At 62.6% G+C, this 17804-nt stretch carries 16 protein-coding genes; 5 read left to right on the top strand and 11 right to left on the bottom strand.

Translation table 11 applies throughout. The features are described from left to right. Nucleotides 1–163: 163 nt before the first annotated feature. The 3 genes from IB266_RS28440 (at nucleotide 164) to hpaR (IB266_RS28430) (ending at nucleotide 3029) form a co-directional block, all read left to right on the top strand. Nucleotides 164–1333 carry a p-hydroxyphenylacetate 3-hydroxylase oxygenase component gene (locus IB266_RS28440; RefSeq protein WP_192263885.1) on the top strand — a complete coding sequence of 390 codons (1170 nt, stop codon included), beginning with the start codon at nucleotides 164–166 and terminating at the stop codon, nucleotides 1331–1333. Nucleotides 1334–1398: 65 nt separating this feature from the next. After that, on the top strand, nucleotides 1399–2340 hold the full coding sequence (locus tag IB266_RS28435) for a p-hydroxyphenylacetate 3-hydroxylase reductase component (protein ID WP_060742163.1): 942 nt from the start codon (nucleotides 1399–1401) through the stop codon (nucleotides 2338–2340). Between the two features lie 266 nt (nucleotides 2341–2606). After that, nucleotides 2607–3029: a homoprotocatechuate degradation operon regulator HpaR gene (gene hpaR / locus IB266_RS28430; RefSeq protein ID WP_192263884.1), complete on the top strand. Its 423-nt coding sequence runs from the start codon at nucleotides 2607–2609 to the stop codon at nucleotides 3027–3029. Between the two features lie 137 nt (nucleotides 3030–3166). Here the strand turns inward: hpaR (IB266_RS28430) and hpaI are convergent, their stop codons facing one another. The 8 genes from hpaI to IB266_RS28390 all read right to left on the bottom strand — a co-directional run bounded on the left by hpaI (nucleotide 3167) and on the right by IB266_RS28390 (nucleotide 10612). Next, a complete protein-coding gene (gene hpaI / locus IB266_RS28425) occupies nucleotides 3167–3964 on the bottom strand; it encodes a 4-hydroxy-2-oxoheptanedioate aldolase (protein WP_192263883.1) in 798 nt (265 codons plus the stop codon). Between the two features lie 14 nt (nucleotides 3965–3978). Next, nucleotides 3979–4782 carry a 2-oxo-hept-4-ene-1,7-dioate hydratase gene (gene hpaH / locus IB266_RS28420; RefSeq protein ID WP_192263882.1) on the bottom strand — a complete coding sequence of 268 codons (804 nt, stop codon included), beginning with the start codon at nucleotides 4780–4782 and terminating at the stop codon, nucleotides 3979–3981. Nucleotides 4783–4794: 12 nt separating this feature from the next. Further along, the gene (locus tag IB266_RS28415; protein WP_192263879.1) at nucleotides 4795–6099 is read right to left on the bottom strand and encodes an MFS transporter; all 1305 of its coding nucleotides are present in this window, start codon (nucleotides 6097–6099) and stop codon (nucleotides 4795–4797) included. A 52-nt stretch (nucleotides 6100–6151) separates the two neighbouring features. Further along, entirely contained in the window at nucleotides 6152–6544 is a 393-nt protein-coding gene (locus IB266_RS28410; RefSeq protein ID WP_060742168.1) for a 5-carboxymethyl-2-hydroxymuconate Delta-isomerase, read from the bottom strand. Between the two features lie 84 nt (nucleotides 6545–6628). Continuing rightward, nucleotides 6629–7486 (bottom strand): 3,4-dihydroxyphenylacetate 2,3-dioxygenase, encoded by an 858-nt coding sequence (gene hpaD / locus IB266_RS28405; protein ID WP_092258020.1) that lies wholly within the window; start codon nucleotides 7484–7486, stop codon nucleotides 6629–6631. Between the two features lie 215 nt (nucleotides 7487–7701). Beyond that, the gene (gene hpaE, locus IB266_RS28400) at nucleotides 7702–9162 is read right to left on the bottom strand and encodes a 5-carboxymethyl-2-hydroxymuconate semialdehyde dehydrogenase (RefSeq protein ID WP_072404191.1); all 1461 of its coding nucleotides are present in this window, start codon (nucleotides 9160–9162) and stop codon (nucleotides 7702–7704) included. A gap of 5 nt (nucleotides 9163–9167) precedes the next feature. Beyond that, nucleotides 9168–9938 carry a fumarylacetoacetate hydrolase family protein gene (locus IB266_RS28395; protein WP_192263877.1) on the bottom strand — a complete coding sequence of 257 codons (771 nt, stop codon included), beginning with the start codon at nucleotides 9936–9938 and terminating at the stop codon, nucleotides 9168–9170. Then, entirely contained in the window at nucleotides 9935–10612 is a 678-nt protein-coding gene (locus IB266_RS28390) for a fumarylacetoacetate hydrolase family protein (RefSeq protein WP_192263874.1), read from the bottom strand. The genes IB266_RS28395 and IB266_RS28390 overlap by 4 nt, the downstream gene beginning before the upstream one ends. Before the next feature lie 184 nt (nucleotides 10613–10796). Between IB266_RS28390 and hpaA the strand changes: the two genes are divergently transcribed. Both hpaA and hpaR (IB266_RS28380) read left to right on the top strand, forming a co-directional pair. Beyond that, on the top strand, nucleotides 10797–11702 hold the full coding sequence (hpaA, locus tag IB266_RS28385) for a 4-hydroxyphenylacetate catabolism regulatory protein HpaA (protein ID WP_060742173.1): 906 nt from the start codon (nucleotides 10797–10799) through the stop codon (nucleotides 11700–11702). Nucleotides 11703–11764: 62 nt separating this feature from the next. Then, nucleotides 11765–12187, top strand: a complete 423-nt coding sequence (hpaR, locus tag IB266_RS28380; protein WP_060742174.1) for a homoprotocatechuate degradation operon regulator HpaR — start codon at nucleotides 11765–11767, stop codon at nucleotides 12185–12187. On the opposite strand, the gene IB266_RS28375 is transcribed toward hpaR (IB266_RS28380), so the two are convergent. The 3 genes from IB266_RS28375 to IB266_RS28365 all read right to left on the bottom strand — a co-directional run bounded on the left by IB266_RS28375 (nucleotide 12188) and on the right by IB266_RS28365 (nucleotide 17802). Continuing rightward, nucleotides 12188–12970 (bottom strand): hypothetical protein, encoded by a 783-nt coding sequence (locus IB266_RS28375; protein WP_225613681.1) that lies wholly within the window; start codon nucleotides 12968–12970, stop codon nucleotides 12188–12190. Nucleotides 12971–13147: 177 nt separating this feature from the next. Then, entirely contained in the window at nucleotides 13148–15691 is a 2544-nt protein-coding gene (locus tag IB266_RS28370; protein WP_192263868.1) for an NfrA family protein, read from the bottom strand. Continuing rightward, nucleotides 15688–17802 (bottom strand): glycosyl transferase family protein, encoded by a 2115-nt coding sequence (locus tag IB266_RS28365; protein WP_192263865.1) that lies wholly within the window; start codon nucleotides 17800–17802, stop codon nucleotides 15688–15690. The genes IB266_RS28370 and IB266_RS28365 overlap by 4 nt, the downstream gene beginning before the upstream one ends. Nucleotides 17803–17804 lie beyond the last annotated feature (2 nt).

The raw sequence follows: 17804 nt of genomic DNA, 5'->3' as shown, positions 1-17804 counted from the left end.
TGCCCCATGAAAAGTACAATCTTGGATCTGGAAGGTGCATTTTTCACCTGCCAGCGATTGCCCATACTGGACCGGCCTTAATCACGGATCCCGCTGTTTGTGCAACCTGAGGTTGCCGGGCAGAGGCGGGATCGGCAGATGCCAATAATAAAAGAGCCCGTCCATGAAAAAGCCAAACCCGCTGCTCGAAGACCTCAAGCCCCTCCTGCCGGCCATCGCCGCCAACGCCTTCCAGGCGGAGAAAGACCGTAGCGTGCCTGCCGAGAATATTGCCCTGCTCAAAAGCATCGGCATGCACCGGGCCTTCCAGCCGAAACCCTACGGTGGCCTGGAGATTTCCCTGCCGCAGTTCGCCGATTGCATCGCGCTGCTGGCCGGTGCCTGCGCCAGCACGGCCTGGGCCATGAGCCTGTTGTGCACCCACAGCCATCAGTTGGCGATGTTTCCGGCCAAGGCCCAGCAAGAGGTCTGGGGCGATGATCCGGATGCCACCGCCAGCAGCAGCATCGCACCGTTTGGCCGCACCGAGGAAGTCGACGGCGGTGTGATGTTCAGCGGTGAAATGGGTTGGAGCAGCGGCTGCGATCACGCCGAATGGGCGATCGTGGGGTTTCGCCGGAAAAACGCCGAAGGCACCCAGGACTATTGCTTCGCGGTGCTGCCGCGCAGCGACTATGAAATTCGCGACGACTGGTTCGCGGTGGGCATGCGCGGCAGTGGCAGCAAGACGCTGATCATCGACAACGCTTTCGTGCCGGAACACCGGATCCAGAAGGCCAAGGACATGATGGAAGGCAAGTCCGGTGGATTCGGCTTGTACCCCGACAGCAAGATTTTCTACTCGCCTTACCGGCCGTATTTCGCCAGTGGTTTCTCCACGGTCAGCCTGGGCGTGGCCGAACGCATGCTGGAGGTCTTTCGCGAGAAAACCAGGAACCGTGTGCGGGCCTACACCGGCGCGGCCGTCGGTGCCGCCACCCCGGCGTTGATGCGCCTGGCCGAGTCCACCCACCAGGTGGCGGCGGCCCGTGCCTTCCTCGAGAAAACCTGGCAGGAGCACGCCGAACATGGCGAGCGCCACGAGTACCCCAGCCGGGAAACCCTGGCGTTCTGGCGGACCAACCAGGGGTACGCCACCAAGATGTGCATCCAGGCCGTCGACCGCTTGATGGAGGCGGCCGGCGGTGGCGCCTGGTTCGAGAACAACGAGTTGCAACGGCTGTTCCGCGATGCCCACCTGACCGGCGCCCATGCCTACACCGACTACGACGTCTGCGCGCAGATCCTCGGTCGTGAGCTGATGGGGCTCGAACCCGATCCGTCCATGGTTTGACCGCCTGTTCGCTGAACCCTAGAACAATAATCGAGGCCGCCCCTTGAGGCGGCCGGGAGTCTTGCATGTCCAGTCTTTGTGATACCGCTTTCGACACCCGCGCGTTCCGCCGGGCCCTGGGTAACTTCGCCACCGGCGTGACCGTGGTCACCGCCGCCACTGAAGATGGCCGCAAGGTCGGTGTGACGGCCAACAGTTTCAACTCGGTGTCCCTGGATCCGCCGCTGATTTTGTGGAGCATCGACAAGCGCTCCAGCAGCCACGAAGTGTTCGAAGCCGCCAGCCATTTCGCGGTGAACGTGCTGGCCGCCGACCAGATCGACCTGTCGAACAACTTCGCTCGACCCAAGGAGGACCGCTTCGCTGACATCCAGTTCGAGACCGGTGAAGGTGGCGCTCCGGTGTTTGTCGATTGCTCGGCGCGTTTTCACTGTGAAAAATTCCAGCAGGTCGACGGTGGCGATCACTGGATCATGATCGGCAAGGTCGTGGCCTTTGACGATTTCGGACGCTCGCCCTTGCTCTATCACCAGGGCGCCTACTCGATGGTGCTGCCCCACACTCGCATGACCAAACGGGAAGAGGGCCAGTCCCCCAGCAGTCATTTCCAGGGCCGCTTGAGCCATAACCTGTATTACCTGATGACCCAGGCGCTGCGGGCCTATCAGGCCAGTTACCAGCCGCGTCAGTTGTCCACTGGGCTGCGCACCAGCGAAGCACGGATGTTGATGGTGCTGGAGAACGACGCCGGGCTGAACCTGTGCGACCTGCAGCGGGAGGTGGCGATGCCGGTGCGCGAGATCGAAGAGGCCGTGGCCAACCTCAAGCGCAAGGGGCTGGTGAGCGATGAAGGCGAGCGGGTACGCCTGACCGCCAAGGGCATCGATGAGACCGAAGGGCTCTGGGCCATCGCCAAGGAACAGCAGGACAAGGTGTTCGGCCAGTTCAGCGAGGAACAGGTCGAGCATTTCAAACAAGTGCTCAAGGGGGTGATCAAGGGCGCTTGAGCGACATGACTGGCATCCACCCCTGGTCAAGCCGATGCATTTCTGTGGGAGCGAGCTTGCTCGCGATGGCGGTGGCCCCGTCGATACTGATGTTGACTGACAGGCCCCTATCGCGAGCAAGCTCGCTCCCACAGGGTTATGTGCGCAGTCCAGCGGGAGCAAGGGCCATCGCTGGATCCAGATTCTGTGAACGGATGGTCCGGCATGGGTGGAAGCTGTTAAGATTTAGTTAACTCATTAACTAAATCTTCTCGCGAACCCATTCCATGCCCAAGCCGCGCCAATCCTTGACCCTGACCCTGCTACAAGCCCGTGAAGCGGCCATGGGGTTTTTCCGGCCTTCCCTCAATCAACACGGCTTGACCGAGCAGCAATGGCGGGTCCTCCGGATTCTCAGCCAGCACGACGAGCTGGAGATCAATCGCCTGGCCGAACTGGCCTGCATCCTCAAGCCCAGCATGACCGGCGTGTTGGTGCGCATGGAAGCGGCGGGCATGGTGGTGCGGCGCAAGGCCGAACAGGATCAGCGGCGGGTGCTGGTGCGCCTGGCGCCGCAAGGGCAGGCGAGCTTCGATTCGATGAGCCAGAGCATGGAAGAGAATTATCAGCGGTTGCAGGACCAGTTAGGGGAGGAAAAACTGCAGACGTTGCTGGGGTTGCTCAATGAGCTGAAGATGATCAGGCGCTGAGATCCCGGGCTGGTTGTTTTCTGTGGGAGCAAGGCTTGCCCGCGATGAAGACGCTGCGGTCTTTCAGAGACCGAGGTGCCTGTTTCGCGAGCAAGCTTTGCTCCCACAGATCCCTGCCACAAGGTATTTGATAACGATCAGTACACGCCGCCAGCCGCAGGCTTTGGCGTGTCCTTGAACGTCGCCGCAAGGGTCTGCAAGCCCCGCATCAACACCGTCGTATCCACGCCCACCGCGACAAACGCCGCGCCGAGTTCGATGTAGCGCCGGGCCAGTTTTTCATCGGCGCTGAGAATCCCGGCGGCCTTGCCGGCCTGGCGGATGCGGGCGATGGCGTCCTCGATGGCCGCTTGCACCTGCGGGTGGCCGGGGTTGCCGCGAAACCCCATGGACGCGCTCAGGTCCGCCGGGCCGATAAAGACCCCATCCACACCTTCCACCGCGGCAATGGCATCCAGGTTGGCCAGGCCTTCGCGGCTCTCGATCTGCACCAGCAGGCACATCTGCTCATCGGCCTTGTTGAGGTAGCCGGGGATGCTGTTCCAGCGTGACGCCCGGGCCAGCGCGCTGCCGACGCCACGTACACCCTGGGGCGGGTAGTGGATGGCGCGCACCAGTTCACGCGCCTGGTCGGCGCTTTCCACCATGGGCACCAGCAGGGTTTGCACGCCGATGTCGAGCACCTGCTTGATCAGCGCCGTGTCACCGACCACCGGGCGTATCACCGGCTGGCCGGGGTAGGGCGCCACGGCCTGGAGTTGGCCGAGCAAGGTGCGCAAGTCGTTCGGCGCGTGTTCACCGTCGATCAGCAGCCAATCGAAGCCGGCATTGGCCGCCAGTTCCGCACAGTAGGCATCGGCCAACCCCAGCCACAGGCCGATCTGTGCCTCGCCGCTGCGCAGGCGTTGCTTGAAGGTATTGATGGGCATGTCCATGAGGCGGTCTCCGATCAGACGAAACGGCAGGCGATGGAGCCGAGCATGTCGTAGTCGACATGGAAGGTATCGCCGGGGTTGGCGGCCACGGGGCGGGTGAAGGAGCCACCGAGGATGATCTGTCCTGGTTGCAGGGTGACGTCGTAGGCCGCCAGCTTGTTCGCCAGCCAGGCCACGCCTTTGGCTGGGTGATTGAGCACCGCCGCCGAAACGCCGGACTCTTCGATCACACCGTTGCGGTAGAGCACCGCCGGCACTTTGCGCAGGTCGATCTCGGTCGGGCGTACGGCGCGACCGCCCATGACCACCCCGGCATTGGCGGCGTTGTCGGAAATGGTGTCGAACACCTTGCGGGTCGCCTTGGTCTGCGGGTCGATCTGCTGGATACGCGCATCGATGATTTCCAGCGCCGGGATCACCCATTCGGTGGCGTCGAGCACGTCGAACACCGTCACGTTCGGGCCTTTCAAGGGTTTGCCGAGGATGAACGCCAGCTCCACTTCCACCCGTGGCACGATGAAGCGCTCGAAGGGAATGTCGGTGCCTTCGTCGAAGAACATGTCGTCCAGCAGCGCGCCGTAGTCCGGTTCGGTGATGTTCGACGACACCTGCATGGCGCGGGAGGTCAGGCCGATTTTGTGGCCGACCAGCTTGCGTCCGTCCTGGATTTTTTGTGCCACCCAGGCACGCTGGATGGCGTAGGCATCCTCAAGGGTGATGTCCGGGTGATCGAGGGAAAACTGCCGTACCTGTTCGCGGGAGCGTTCGGCACGGTCGAGGCGGGCAGCGGCTTGTTGGATGACAGTCTGGTCAAGCATGGCAAGGGTCTCTTATTGAGGATTGACGATGGCCGCCCGGGTGCGCAGCACCAGCAAGCCGCCAAGGGTGATGAGCAGGGCCAGTACGTACAGGGCGAGGCTGGCGCTCTGGGTGGTGTCGCGCATCCAGCCGATCAGGTAGGGCGCGAAGAACGAGGCGATGCTGCCGAAGGAGCTGATCAGGGCGATGCCGGCGGCCTGGGTGCCGTTGGACAGGAAGGCCGGCGGCAATTGCCAGAACAACGGCAGCGCTGCACTGGCGCCCATGCCGGCGACGATCAGGCCAGTCAGCACCAGGGTCGGGTCGGTGGGTGAGAGTCCGGCGACGGCAATGCCTGCCGCTGCCATCAGCAGCGGCACGCACAGATGCCAACGGCGTTCACGGTTGCGGTCGGAGGAGCGCCCGCAACCGATCATGAAAAAGCAGCCAGCCAGGTAGGGCACCGCGCTGAGCAGCCCGACCTTGCCGTCGCTGCCGATGCCGGCGCCGTGGATCAGGGTCGGCATCCAGAAGGCCAGGGTGTTCACCGCCAGCATCACCGCGAAATACACCGCCACCAGCAGCCAGACCTGTGGGTTGTTGAGGATCGCCGAGAACGACGTAATGGATTTGCGCTGTTCTTCAAGGCTCAGTTGTTCACGCAATTGTTGCTTGGCGTGCGGCGTGAGCCAGTTGACCGTCTCGAAACTGTCCGGCAGGCACTTGAGCACCACGAGGCCGAGCAGGATCACCGGCAGCCCTTCGATGACGAACATCCACTGCCAGCCGCGCAGGCCGCCAAGGTCATGGAAGTGTTCGAGAATGCCACCGGACAACGGCCCGCCAATCATCCCGGCCATCGGCACGGCAATGGCAAACAAGGCGGTCACTTGGGCCCGGCGCCGGGCCGGATACCAGCGGTTGAGAAAGACCAGGATGCCAGGAAAGAAACCGGCCTCGGCCACGCCGAGCAGGAAGCGCAACACGTAGAAACCAGCGGCGCTCTCGACGAGAAACATGCCGGTGGACAGGGCGCCCCAGACCACCATCAGGGTGGCGATCCAGCGCCGCGGACCGACCCGGTCCAGGGCCATGTTGCTGGGTACGCCAAACAGCGCATAAGCGATGAAAAACAGGCCGGCGCCGAAGCCGTAGACGGTATCGCTGAATTGCAGGTCGGCGCTCATCTGCATCTTCGCGAAGCCGATGTTGATGCGATCCAGGTGGGCGAAGAGGTAACAGACCAGCAGCAACGGCATCAGCCGCCAAGTGATGGTGGCATGGGTGCGGTCGTGGGCGACGGTGCCGGCAGTGTTGGCGGTATTGGCTGTGCTCATGATCTTGTACTTTTTGTCAGAGAGGCCGATGGGGAGTGTGGGGCAGGCGGATTCAGGTGGCTTGGGCCTTGAGAAAGGCGTGGACGTTGTTGGCCTTGAAGTTGAGTTGCTCGTGCAGCTCGATCATCTCGAACGACAGGGCCAGCAGGCGTTGGGCCTGGAGTTCGGCGAAGTGCGCGGTGATCACCTCGAAGAGTTTTTCCGCGACGTTCTGGCGGGTGGCCAGGTCGCGGCCATGGCCGACTTTCAAGGTCATGTGCACGAAGGCGTAGTCATGTTTGCCGTCGGCCATGCGCCAGGTGTCCAGGCGCACGCCACGGCTGCGGATACCGCCCAGGGGGAACACGCCGCTGTCGCCCAGCAAGGCGTGGACCTTTTCAAACAGGCCGGGCAGATCGGCTTGTCGTTCGATGTTGTCAGTGTATTCAGCGATGAAATGCGGCATGGGAGCCTCCTGCGTCGGTAGCTTCGAGTGGTGAGCTACAAGCGGCAAGTTGCAAGCGGTCCGCTTGCAACGTGTGGCTGTTTCTCAGACTGGGAAAATGGCGTTGATCTGGCCGGTGCCGGAGCTGCCAAAAGGTTCGGTGATGATTTCGGCGGGCTTGTCGTAGTCCGGTCCGCCGAGCAACCCCAGCAGCATCGCCGTGTCATGCATCTTGCCTTCGCCGAAGCAGTGTTCGGCGTAGTCCGGGAGCATTGCGCAGAACTCTTTCCAGCGGCCCTGGCGCCACATCTCGACGACGTGCAGGTCGACCTGCTTGTCGAATTCCCGTGTCCAGTTGTGGATGTTGGCTTCAGCGTTGCGATCATCGGAGAAACGGTGCGACAGCGAACCGGACGCCAGCACCAGCACCTTGCGATCGCTTTTCTCGATGGCCCGGCGTACAGCGGCGCCGAAGGCGAAGCTGTCTTGCAGGCGATGCCAGGCGCACCAGGCGGCAATCGACACGACGTTGAATTTCTGGTCTTGCGCGATATCCATGTGCATGTAGCGCATGGGCACCAGCGTGCCGTATTCCAGTTCAAGGCTTGGGATGTTGTGGGCCAGTGTGCGCACATCGACGGCATTGGCCTCGGCGGCGATCAGCTCGCCCAGTTCCGGGGCGCCCGAGTATTCGTACTCCATGTTCTTGATGAAGTGCGGCAGCTCGTTGCTGGTGTAGACACCCTTGAAGTGCTCGCCGCTGTTGACGTGATAGGCGCTGTTGACCAGCCAGTGCACGTCGAACACCACGGCGGTATCGGCCCCCAGCTCACGGGCGCGACGGCCGATTTCCTTGTGGCCGGCAATCGCGGCGGCGCGGCAACCGTGGTGCTTGCCGGGCAGCTCCGACAGGTACATCGAGGGAACGTGGCAGATTTTCGCCGCCAGGACGACTTCGCCCATGATGATTCTCCTGAAAAATTGTTCTTGTTGAATCTCGGGACAGCGGGTGAATCAAGTATCGATGACGAACCTTGTGGCGAGGGAGCTTGCTCCCGCTCGATTGCGCAGCACTCGCCAGGAAAAGCGGGGGCCGCTTCGCAGCCCAGCGCGAGCAAGCTCCCTCGCCACAGGGTGTATCACTTGCCATAGGTGCACGGGGTATCAATCGGTGCGGGTCATACCCCCCACCGCGGTATGTGATGACTGCCCATGGAAATACAAACGTTCTTGATCTCGGCAAACACTTCAAAGCTGTACTGTCCGCCTTCGCGGCCGGTTCCGGAACCCTTCACGCCGCCGAAAGGCTGGCGCAGGTCGCGCACGTTCTGGCTGTTGATGAACACCATGCCGGCCTCGATGCCGTGGGCCAGGCGATGGGCCTTGCCAATGTCCTGGGTCCAGATGTACGAAGCCAGGCCATATTCGGTGTCGTTGGCCAGTTGCAAGGCTTCGGCTTCATCCTTGAACGGGATCAGGCAGACCACCGGGCCGAAGATTTCTTCCTGGGCGATGCGCATCTTGTTGTTCACGTCGGCGAACACCGTCGGCTGGATGAACTGGCCGCGGCTCAGGTGCGCCGGCAGGTTGGCCGGGCGTTCCAGGCCACCGGCCAGGAGGGTGGCGCCTTCTTCGAGACCGATCTTGATGTAGCCGGTGACCTTGTCGTAATGGGCCTGGGTGATCATCGAGCCGACCTGGGTTTTCGGGTCTTGCGGGTCGCCGACGATCAGGCGTTTGGCGCGGGCGGCAAACTCGGCCACGAATTGCGGGTAGACGCTTTCCTGGATGAAGATCCGGCTGCCGGCGGTGCAGCGTTCGCCATTGAGGGAAAAAATGGTGAACAGCGCGGCATCGAGTGCCCGTTCCAGGTCGGCGTCTTCGAAAATCAGCACCGGCGACTTGCCGCCCAGTTCCATCGAGTACTTTTTCAACCCGGCGGTCTGCATGATTTTCTTGCCGGTGGCGGTGCCGCCGGTGAAGGAGATCGCCCGCACATCCGGGTGGCGCACCAGCGCATCGCCGGCGGTGGCGCCGTAACCCTGGATCACGTTCAACACGCCATTGGGAATGCCGGCCTCGACCGCCAGGCGCCCCAGCTCGTTGGCGGTCAACGGCGACAGTTCGGACATCTTCAGCACGGCCGTGTTGCCCAGGGCCAGGCACGGCGCCGTTTTCCAGGTCGCGGTCATGAACGGCACGTTCCAGGGCGATACCAGCGCGCAGACACCCACCGGTTGGTACAGGGTGTAGTTGAGCATCTGGTCGTCGACCGGATAGGTATGGCCGTCCATTCGTGTGCAGACTTCAGCAAAGAAATCGAAGTTGTGGGAGGCCCGGGGGATCAGCACGTTCTTGGTCTGGTGGATCGGCAAACCGGTGTCGAGGGTTTCCAGTTCGGCCAGCTTCGGCACGTTCTGCTCGATCAGTTCACCGAGCTTGCGCATCAGCCTGGCGCGCTCCTTGGCCGGGGTGTTGGCCCATTTCGGAAACGCTTCCTTGGCCGCCGCGACCGCTTGGGCCACTTCCTCGGCGCCGCCGCTGGCAACTTCGCCGATGGCCTCCCCGGTGGCCGGGTTATAGTTGACGAAGACGTCTTTGCTTTCGACCTCACGGCCGTCGATCCAGTGTTTGATCATGCTGCTCAAGCCTCTTTACGGGATGCGAAGAACTCGGCTTCGCTGACAATTCGATTGACCAGGCGACCGACGCCTTCCACTTCCACCACCACTTCATCGCCGGGTACCACGTCCGCCAGGCCTTCCGGCGTGCCGGTGGCGATCATGTCGCCGGGCTGCAGGGTCATGAAGCTGGACAGGTATTCGATCAGGTAGGGGATATCGAAAATCATGTCCTTCGTGCTGCCTTCCTGGCGCAACTGGCCGTTGATCCAGGTGCGCAGCTTCAGGCTGCTCGGGTCCGGCACATCGGCCACGTCGACGATCCAGGGGCCGACGGGCGTCGTCGCGTCACGGTTCTTCACCCGCAGGTTGGGGCGGTAGTAGTTTTCCAGGAAGTCGCGGATCGCATAGTCGTTGCACACGGTGTAGCCGGCCAGGTAGCCCAGTGCATCTTCGCGCTTGACGTTGCGCGCGGCTTTGCCGATGACCGCCACCAGCTCGCACTCGTAATGCATGTAGGCGACGTTGTCGGGACGCCACGTCACCTGGTTATGGCCGGTGTAGGTGCCGGGCGACTTGATGAACGCCAGGGGTTCGGTCGGCGGCTTGAACGCCAGCTCGGCGGCGTGATCGGCATAGTTCAGGCCCAGGGCGAACATGCTGCCGGTGGCCGGGGGCAGCCACTGGACCTGGTCCTCGGCCAGCAGGCGACCGTCCGCCAGGCGTACGGCGTTGTGAGCTTCAACGGTGACGGCGTGATCCTGGCCTTCAAAACGAATGCGCGCGTGCTTCATGAACCTGCTCCTGTTTCCTCGGCCACGACGGTATTGACCAGACGGCCCAGGCCGCTGATGTCCACTTCGACACGGTCACCGGGCAATACGTCGACCCGGCCCTCAGGCGTGCCGGTGATCAAGACGTCGCCGGCATGCAGGGTCATGAACTCGCTGATTTCGGCAATCAACTGGGGAATGTTGCGAACGAAATTGGCCGTGCTGTTTTGCTGGCACACCTCGCCATTGACGTACAGCGTGATCGCCAGGCTATGGGGGTCAGCCACCTGGGCTAGCGGCACCAGTTCCGGGCCGATGGCGCAGAAGCCGTCCCGGCACTTGGCCTTGACGGCGGGGCGGTAATAGCTGTCTTCCGGGAGGCTGAATTCATTGACGACGGTGTAGCCGGCCACGTAGTCCAGGGCTTCGGCGGTGCTGACGCGGCTGGCCGACTTGCCCATCACCACGCCCAGGGCCGGTCCGGGTTGCAGCCTTTCGCCATGACCCGGATGAACCACTGCGGCGCCGTGCCGGTTGCGGGTATTGGGCGTCTTGATGAACAGCACGGGCTTGAGCGGCGGCTTCTGGTAGGGCGGTTGCTCGAACTCGGCGAGGCGCTGCTTCAGCAGCCCCTGATAGTTCAGTGCGACCCCGAACAGGGTGCCGGTCGCGACGTCATGCAGGGCACGGCTCATGCTTGTCTCCTGGCGATGGCAGAGTGATGAGGCTCTGCGATTATTGTTAATGTGTTAACAGTTATAATTAAGATGTTAACTATCGTCAAGCGTGACAGAATGACCGGCACTGGTTGCCTCGTCGGATTCGGTGCAGGATGAGTGCGACAGGTACCTGAATCAGAATAAAAACGAGCCCTGCGTGATGACCGACCGCCAGCCGATCCCGAACATCAACATTGGTCAGGTGTATGACCAGCGCTACAGCGACGCCGAGGTGCATTACGACCGGCTCGCCAACCTGGCGGGTTTTTTCGGCCGCAACATGCCGGTGCATCGCCACGACCGGTTCTTCCAGGTGCACTACGTCAAGAGCGGCACTGTGCGCGTGTACCTCGATGACCAGCAGTACGTCGAATCCGGTCCGATGTTCTTCCTCACTCCGCCGACCATTCCCCATGCCTTCGTGACCGAAGCCGACAGTGACGGGCATGTGCTGACGGTGCGCCAGCAATTGGTGTGGCAGTTGATCGACGCCGATCCGAGCCTGGCGCCGGCTGGCGTGCAAATGCCGGCCGCCTGCGTGGCCTTGGCGCAACTGGGGCCTGGGCACTCGGGGGAGGTGCGACGGTTGGAATACTTGTTCGAGGAGCTGAGCGAGGAGGTAGTGGCGGGGCGTCCGGGGCGCAGTGCGGCGCTGGATGGGTTGACGCGCTTGATCATGATCAGCCTGTTGCGGCTGTGTTCCAATTCCCTGGAAGCCAGGCCGGCACGGCATGAAGACCTGAAGATCTTTCATCGATTCAACGAGCTGATCGAAGCCCACTACCTGCAACATTGGCCGCTGTCGCGTTACGCCGAGGGTATCGGCGTGACCGAGGCGCGCCTCAACGACGTGTGCCGACGCATCGCCGACCTGCCTTCCAAGCGCCTGATCATGGAGCGGCTGATGCAGGAAGCCAAGCGACTGCTGTTGTTCACCGGCAGCTCGGCCAATGAAATCTGCTACCAGCTCGGGTTCAAGGACCCGGCGTATTTCAGTCGGTTTTTCCAGCGTTACGCCCAACTCACGCCGGGGGAGTATCGCCAACGGCAATCGGGGTTGCGTTGAGCGCTTGCAGCCCTGTGACAGCGACACTAAGCTGCCGACTCGCCCATCCACACAGTTCGAACATGGCTAACCCCAGACCTTCTTTGACCCTGACCCTGTTGCAAGCCCGCGAAGCGGCGATGGCTTTTTTCCGCCCGGCGCTGAACCAGCATGACCTCACGGAACAGCAGTGGCGAGTGATCCGCATCCTCCATCAGCAAGGTGAGTTGGAAAGCCACCAGCTCGCCCATCAGGCCTGCATTCTCAAGCCGAGCATGACCGGTGTGCTCAGTCGCCTGGAGCGCGATGGCCTGGTGCGTCGGCAGAAGTCCAGCCAGGACCAGCGCCGGGTTTTCGTCGGCCTGACCGAACGCGGCCAGCAGTGCTTCGTGTCGATGAGCGAGGGCATGGAAGGCAACTACCGGCGGATCGAAGAACAGTTCGGCGAGGAAAAGATGCAGCAACTGCTCGCCTTGCTCAATGAGCTGAAGAACATCAAGCCCTGATCAAGGCGTGGCCAGGGCTTGCTTCAGCTGGTCCACCAATGCAGGTGTCATGTAGTGCGGGCCATCGAACAGGTAGAGCGGGTAGCCCGAATAGGCCGCCAGTTGTGGCTTGAGCTCGGCGACGGTGGCGGCGCGGAAACCACCGCCGTATTGGGGGCGGAAGGCTTCGACGATGATCCGCACACGATCCTTGCCAAGCCGATCGCGCAGGGCATCGGCGTAGTTTCGGGCCACCGGGGCGGTGCGGGCGTAGACGCCGACGCCGTCCTGGAAAAACACGCCGATGTCGTTTGGCAGCCATTGCTTGAGCCAGTCAGCGGTGGCGGCGGGGCCGATGTTGGCACCGTCGTAGACGCTGATCCACAGCGGCCGCGGCAGCTTGGCGAGCAGGGCCGGTAATTCCGTGGCGCCTGACCAACTGGGGTCGACTTCAGCCGGAAAGTACCAACCGGTGACATGCAATGGCGTGGGCAGCCCAGCGATGCGCTCCGACAGCGCCGCCAGTTGCTCGATATCGTCCCGAGAGCGGTTCTCGCTAAAATAGCCGGCCAGCCCGAGGATGACATCCTGGGCCCAGGGCGTTTTGGCGATGCGCGCCCAATCCGGCAGTACCGGCACGCTGGTCAGGCCGGTGCCGGGCACGAAGGCCTGGTCGTCCACCACCGTCCATTGCACCAGCAGTTCATGCACGCCCAGTTTTTCCCAATTGCCGCTGATGCCGACGGTCTGGTTGTCCGGCTGCCAGACGATGCCGACGATGTTCGGTGCCGTGCGGGTGGTCATGTAGTACGTCCCTGTACCTGCGGCGAGGAGCGCGGCCAGTAACAGCGCCGCGACAGTCTTGCGATGGATGAACGTTGCGAAGCTTTTCAAACAAGTTCCTTCTGGATGCAGTGTAGTCGCGGCTCGGCAAGACGAGCCGCTTTTCGTAACGATGGACCGACTGGTACACCCACCGGATCAATAGGAGTAGGTCAAGCGCGCGAACACCCCTTTGGCGCGATCCTCGCCGAACACCCTGGCTCGGTATTGCAGGGAAAAATCCACATAGGAACGTGGCGCGTTGTAGGCGTCTTCCCGGAACCAATAGCGTACGTTGTTTCCTATCCCGATGCCTCCGGCGTCGCCGGAAGAAAAGCCGCCACCGGCTTCGCTCTTCATCTTCGAATCGTAGTCGATCGCCGCGACGACATGGGGGAAGGTCACCCAGCGCGAACCGGTCCCGCCGATGGCGTAGCTGCGGCCCACTTGCCATTCGCTGTTGAAGTAATTGCGCGAGTCATTGATGTAATGGCCGACCTCGGCATACAACTGCGAGGTCCACCAGCTCGGCACGTCGACCCGCAGGTCGGTACCGATGCTCGAACCGTAGCCCAGGCGCACCAGCCAGTCGCCGTCGACATTGGAAGAGCCGAGCGGGAACGTGCGTTCAAGGGCGGCCATGATGTTGATCGAACTGAAGGGCTTGACCCGTACGCCAACGGCGCCCTGCAGGGCATCGGCACCGGTGTCCGAGTCGCTGTTCTTGCTCCACAGGGTGTCGGTGATACGCCCGTAGAGTTCGACAAAGCGGGCGTTGCGATAACCCAATGGGCGCCAGGACAGTTCGGTGCTGTTTTGCAGCAGGTCGTTGCTTTCGCTGCCGCCGCTGTTATTGGTGCTCGGCGCTCCGCTCAGGCCACTGGAGCCGCGATAGCTGGTGGTGCTGGTCAGGCCCATCCTGCGCGAAACGTCACCCACGGTGCGACGGGTATCGAACAGTTGTTGCGCGGACATGGGCGTTTCTGCAGTTTTTTGCCCATCGATCACGCGCTTGAAGTATGCGACGGATTCGTCGTCCTCATGGACACGCATGGCGTTGTAGGCGGCGTCCTGGGCTGCCGCCGGCTTCAGTGGCGTGGCCGCATCGGCCTTGCGGAACGCATCGTGGGCGGCTTCATCGTCGCCGGCCTGCATCGAGACATACGCCAGCTGCAGGTCACTGACTGAAGCCAGCTCGCCGCTGCTGCGTGCCTCTTGCAGACGCTCACGAGCCGTGCGGCGCTGGCCGATGGCGGCATACAGCCCGGCCTCTTCGTAGGCCGGCAGGGTGCCCAGCGCGAGGGCATGGGTAAAGTCGTCGCGGGCGCCGGCATCATCCCCGGTTTGTTGGCGCAGGCGTCCACGCATGACCAACAGTCGGGCGTCTTCGCCATTGGCCTGCAGGCCTTGGCCGGCCGCCACGATAGCTTCGGGCAAGCGTTTCTGATCCGTCAGGGCACTGACCAGCAGGTAGCGATAGGACGGATTCCGTGGCGCACGGGCAATGGCCTGATTCGTCAAGTCGACCGCGGTTGCCGGGTCTTTGCGGGCGAGGGCGGCATAGGCCTGGGAGGCTAGCGCCGTGCCTGCATCGTGGGCGCTGCCGGGCCAGATGGCGCAGGTCAGGCCGAAAGTGCTTTCCTGGCATTCCAGGGGCGGCGGCGCAAATTGAACGGCGGTGGCGAACCCCTTGTTTTTCTGGCGCAGTGCCATGCTTGCAGCGGTACGTCGGCGGGTCACTTCATCACTGTCGTCACCGCCCAAGGCTTGCAACTGGTTCAGCGCTTGCTGAGGTTCGCCTCGGGCCAGCGTAGCGTCGACGGCAAAGAGGCGCAGGTCACGGCGTTCACCGGCTGTCAATCCGGGCAGGGCCAGGGCGTGGTTCAGGTCGGCCTGGGCCGCCGGTGTCTTGCCTTGACGCTCACGAGCATAGCTGCGCAGGACCCACGGGGCGGTCTTGCTGTCGTCCAGCGCCAGGGCGTTTGTCGCGGCCTGTTCGGCGGCGGGGTAGTCCTTGGCCGCGAGCAGGGCGCTGATGAGCAGTTGCTGGTTGGCGGAAACTTCCGGAGCCAAGGTCACCGCTTTACGGGCCTGGTCCACGGCCATGGCCGCATTGCCTTGCTCCAGGGCGCGGTAGCCCTGGGTCGCCACCGGCACCGCCAGTTGACGGCGGATCGCTTGGCGACGCAGCAGCAATGTGTTGTCGTTGGCGAAGGTCCGGAGGGCATCCGTGGTGGCCTGGTCGGCTTCTTCCAAGTGTTGCTGGCGCTGCAAGGAATCGATCAGCAGCAATCGATACTCGCGACGACGGGGCGCCTGGGTAATGGCTTTGCGGGCCGATTGCGCGGCCAGGCCGAATTGTTCGCGATCATAGGCTTTGAAGCCCTGGGACGCGGCGGCGAAGCCCGGTGCTGCCGGCGCGGCGCGGGATGACCTGGCGGTCTGGGGCTGGTCGCGCAGTTTCTTGTCCCGTTCGGCCAACTCGATCAGCGTGTTCAAGCGCGTCACATCAGCGCGTAGGCGCAGGGCTTCGCGCGCCTTGGCGATGGCCAGGTCGTAGTCCTTGCGCTCGTAGGCGCTGTAGGCCTCGTTGGCGGCGGTGTAGGCCGGCCCTGTCAACGGCAGCGGCAATGTCTCGGCAGACGCCAGCACGGGAATCAGGCTCAGCCCCGCGGCCAAGAGGGTCAGAAGGGGGCGGTTCATGCCGGAAGCTCCATTGGGTAGAGGCTGTGCTGGCGTGCCACCACCTGTTCGATCGTTGCCCGGGGCAATACGCCGCTGTCGACCAGGTAGTCGCCGATCCGACCGTGATGCTGCGGACGATACTGCAGCATGGCGTGGCTGAACTGATCGCGATCGAGCAGGCCCATTTCGATCAACAGGTCGCCCAGTAGCGGCGCGCTGGCATTCGGTACGGCATGACCGTTGTTCGCTGGCAATCGGCGCAACAACGCGAGAATTTCACTCTCCCGGGCGATCAATTGCACCGGCTCGCTGCCCAATTCGGCGCTGACCTGGTCCAGGCCTTCGTCGGAAAGTGGGTTAGCGACGGCGATCTGTTCACGTCCTTCGCCATTGCGCCCCAAGGGAATGACGCGCCAGCGCAAGGCAAACTCGCTGGCCAGTGACGACGTTGAGGCCGCTGCTTTCTCGGCCACCTCAAAGACCCGCGGCAGGTCATTCTGGAATGCAATGGCTTCGGCCAGGGTTTCGTCGTCCAGCCAGCCGTTATTGAGCAGAATCCGACCCAGCGGCACATTGCGCGACTGCTGTTCGTCGAGTGCGCTTTGCAGGTGGGTGTCGGTAATGGCTTGCCAGGACAGCAATACACTGCCCAGGCGGCGTGGTGCGGTGGCGACCAGGTCGGTGGACGGGAAGTCATGCATGGTCTTGTCCCAGACCAGCTTGCGGTTCATGACCTTGCCCACCAGGAACATGCGCCAGGCGCGAGAGGCGGCCATGAAGTTGACGAAGTTGCCCACCAGCATGCGCGGGATCGACAGCAAACCGTGCTGCCAGCCGTACAGTACCGTGGTGAAGTAATAGCGGTGCAGGATGCGCCAGGCCAAGGCAACGCCGTTGGCCAGCAACAGGTATTTGATCACGTCGCTGGTTTCAAAAGGCGTTGGGAAGCTGACGTCCCACAAGCCACTGTTGCGCAGGATAATCAGGCCCAGCAGCTGTACCAGAATCACGTAGGCAATGATGCTGATGAACGCTGTCACCACACCCTTGCGGTCGCGAAACAGCAGGTATCGGTTGGCCAGCGAGCCATTCCAGCCCATCTGTTCCCAGCCTTGCAGGCCGATGCCCAGGGTCCAGCGGGCCTTTTGCCGGAAGGCGGTGCGGAAGGTGTCGGGGAAAAACTCGCGCACGCACAACGGCATCGTCAGGGTCGATTCATAGGGCTTGCGGAACCAGGATTTGCGCAGCACCCGGAACTGCACCGGGAAGCGTACGAAGATCGCGTTCATGCCGACCTTGGCCAATCGTGCGCCAACGTCGTAGTCCTCGGTGAGGCTGTCGGTGTTGAACGGTTGGTTTTCGGTTTCACCGGCCAGCACCCGCAGGGCACGATGGGAAAAACAGGTGCCGACGCCGGCGGAGGGCACAGTGTCGGTCATGCTTTCACGCACCACCAGGTCCTTGCCGTGCCACTCGGCGAACTCGTCCATGTAGACGCCCGCGACCCATTCGTACCAGTTGCGTTCCAGCGAGACCACCGGCAACTGGATCATGTCCTTGCGCGGCAACAGGTAGTTGAACAGGCGCAATTCCAGCGGATGCAGCACGTCCTCGCTGTCGTGCAGCACGACGCCGGCGAAGGTCATGCCATGGGTTTTCTCGTGCAGGAAAATCGCCTGGATCACCCAGTTCAAACAGTCAGCCTTGCAGGTCGGCCCGGCATGGGGCACTTCCACGCGGTGCAGCTGCTTGTAGCGCCGGCGCATCCGCTCGACTTCATCGATGGTGCGCTGGTCGTTGACATAGGTGCCGACGAAAACCACGTAGTTCTGGTAGTCGAGCGTCGACACCATGTTCTCGATCATCGGCGCGATGACGTCGTATTCCAGCCAGGCCGGGACCATGATCGCCAGGGGCTGTTCGTCCCGGGCCAACAATTGCTCGACGGTCAGCGGCCGGTAGCGGCGATCCACGGTGAACTTGCGGTACAGGCGACGAGACCAGTACCACACGTCAATGATCAGATCGTCCAGGCTGGAGATCAGGATCAGTACCGCGACCACAATGGTCGCGACTTCCAGGTAGTTGTAGTAGTGGGCCAGCCAATAGGGCCAATAAAGCGACGTCATCA

This window comes from Pseudomonas sp. Pdm06 (assembly GCF_014851795.1).
GTDB classification, from domain to species: domain Bacteria; phylum Pseudomonadota; class Gammaproteobacteria; order Pseudomonadales; family Pseudomonadaceae; genus Aquipseudomonas; species Aquipseudomonas fluorescens_AA.
The sequence above is the reverse complement of the archived record's forward strand: the minus strand, read 5'-3'. Positions and strand labels throughout refer to the sequence as shown.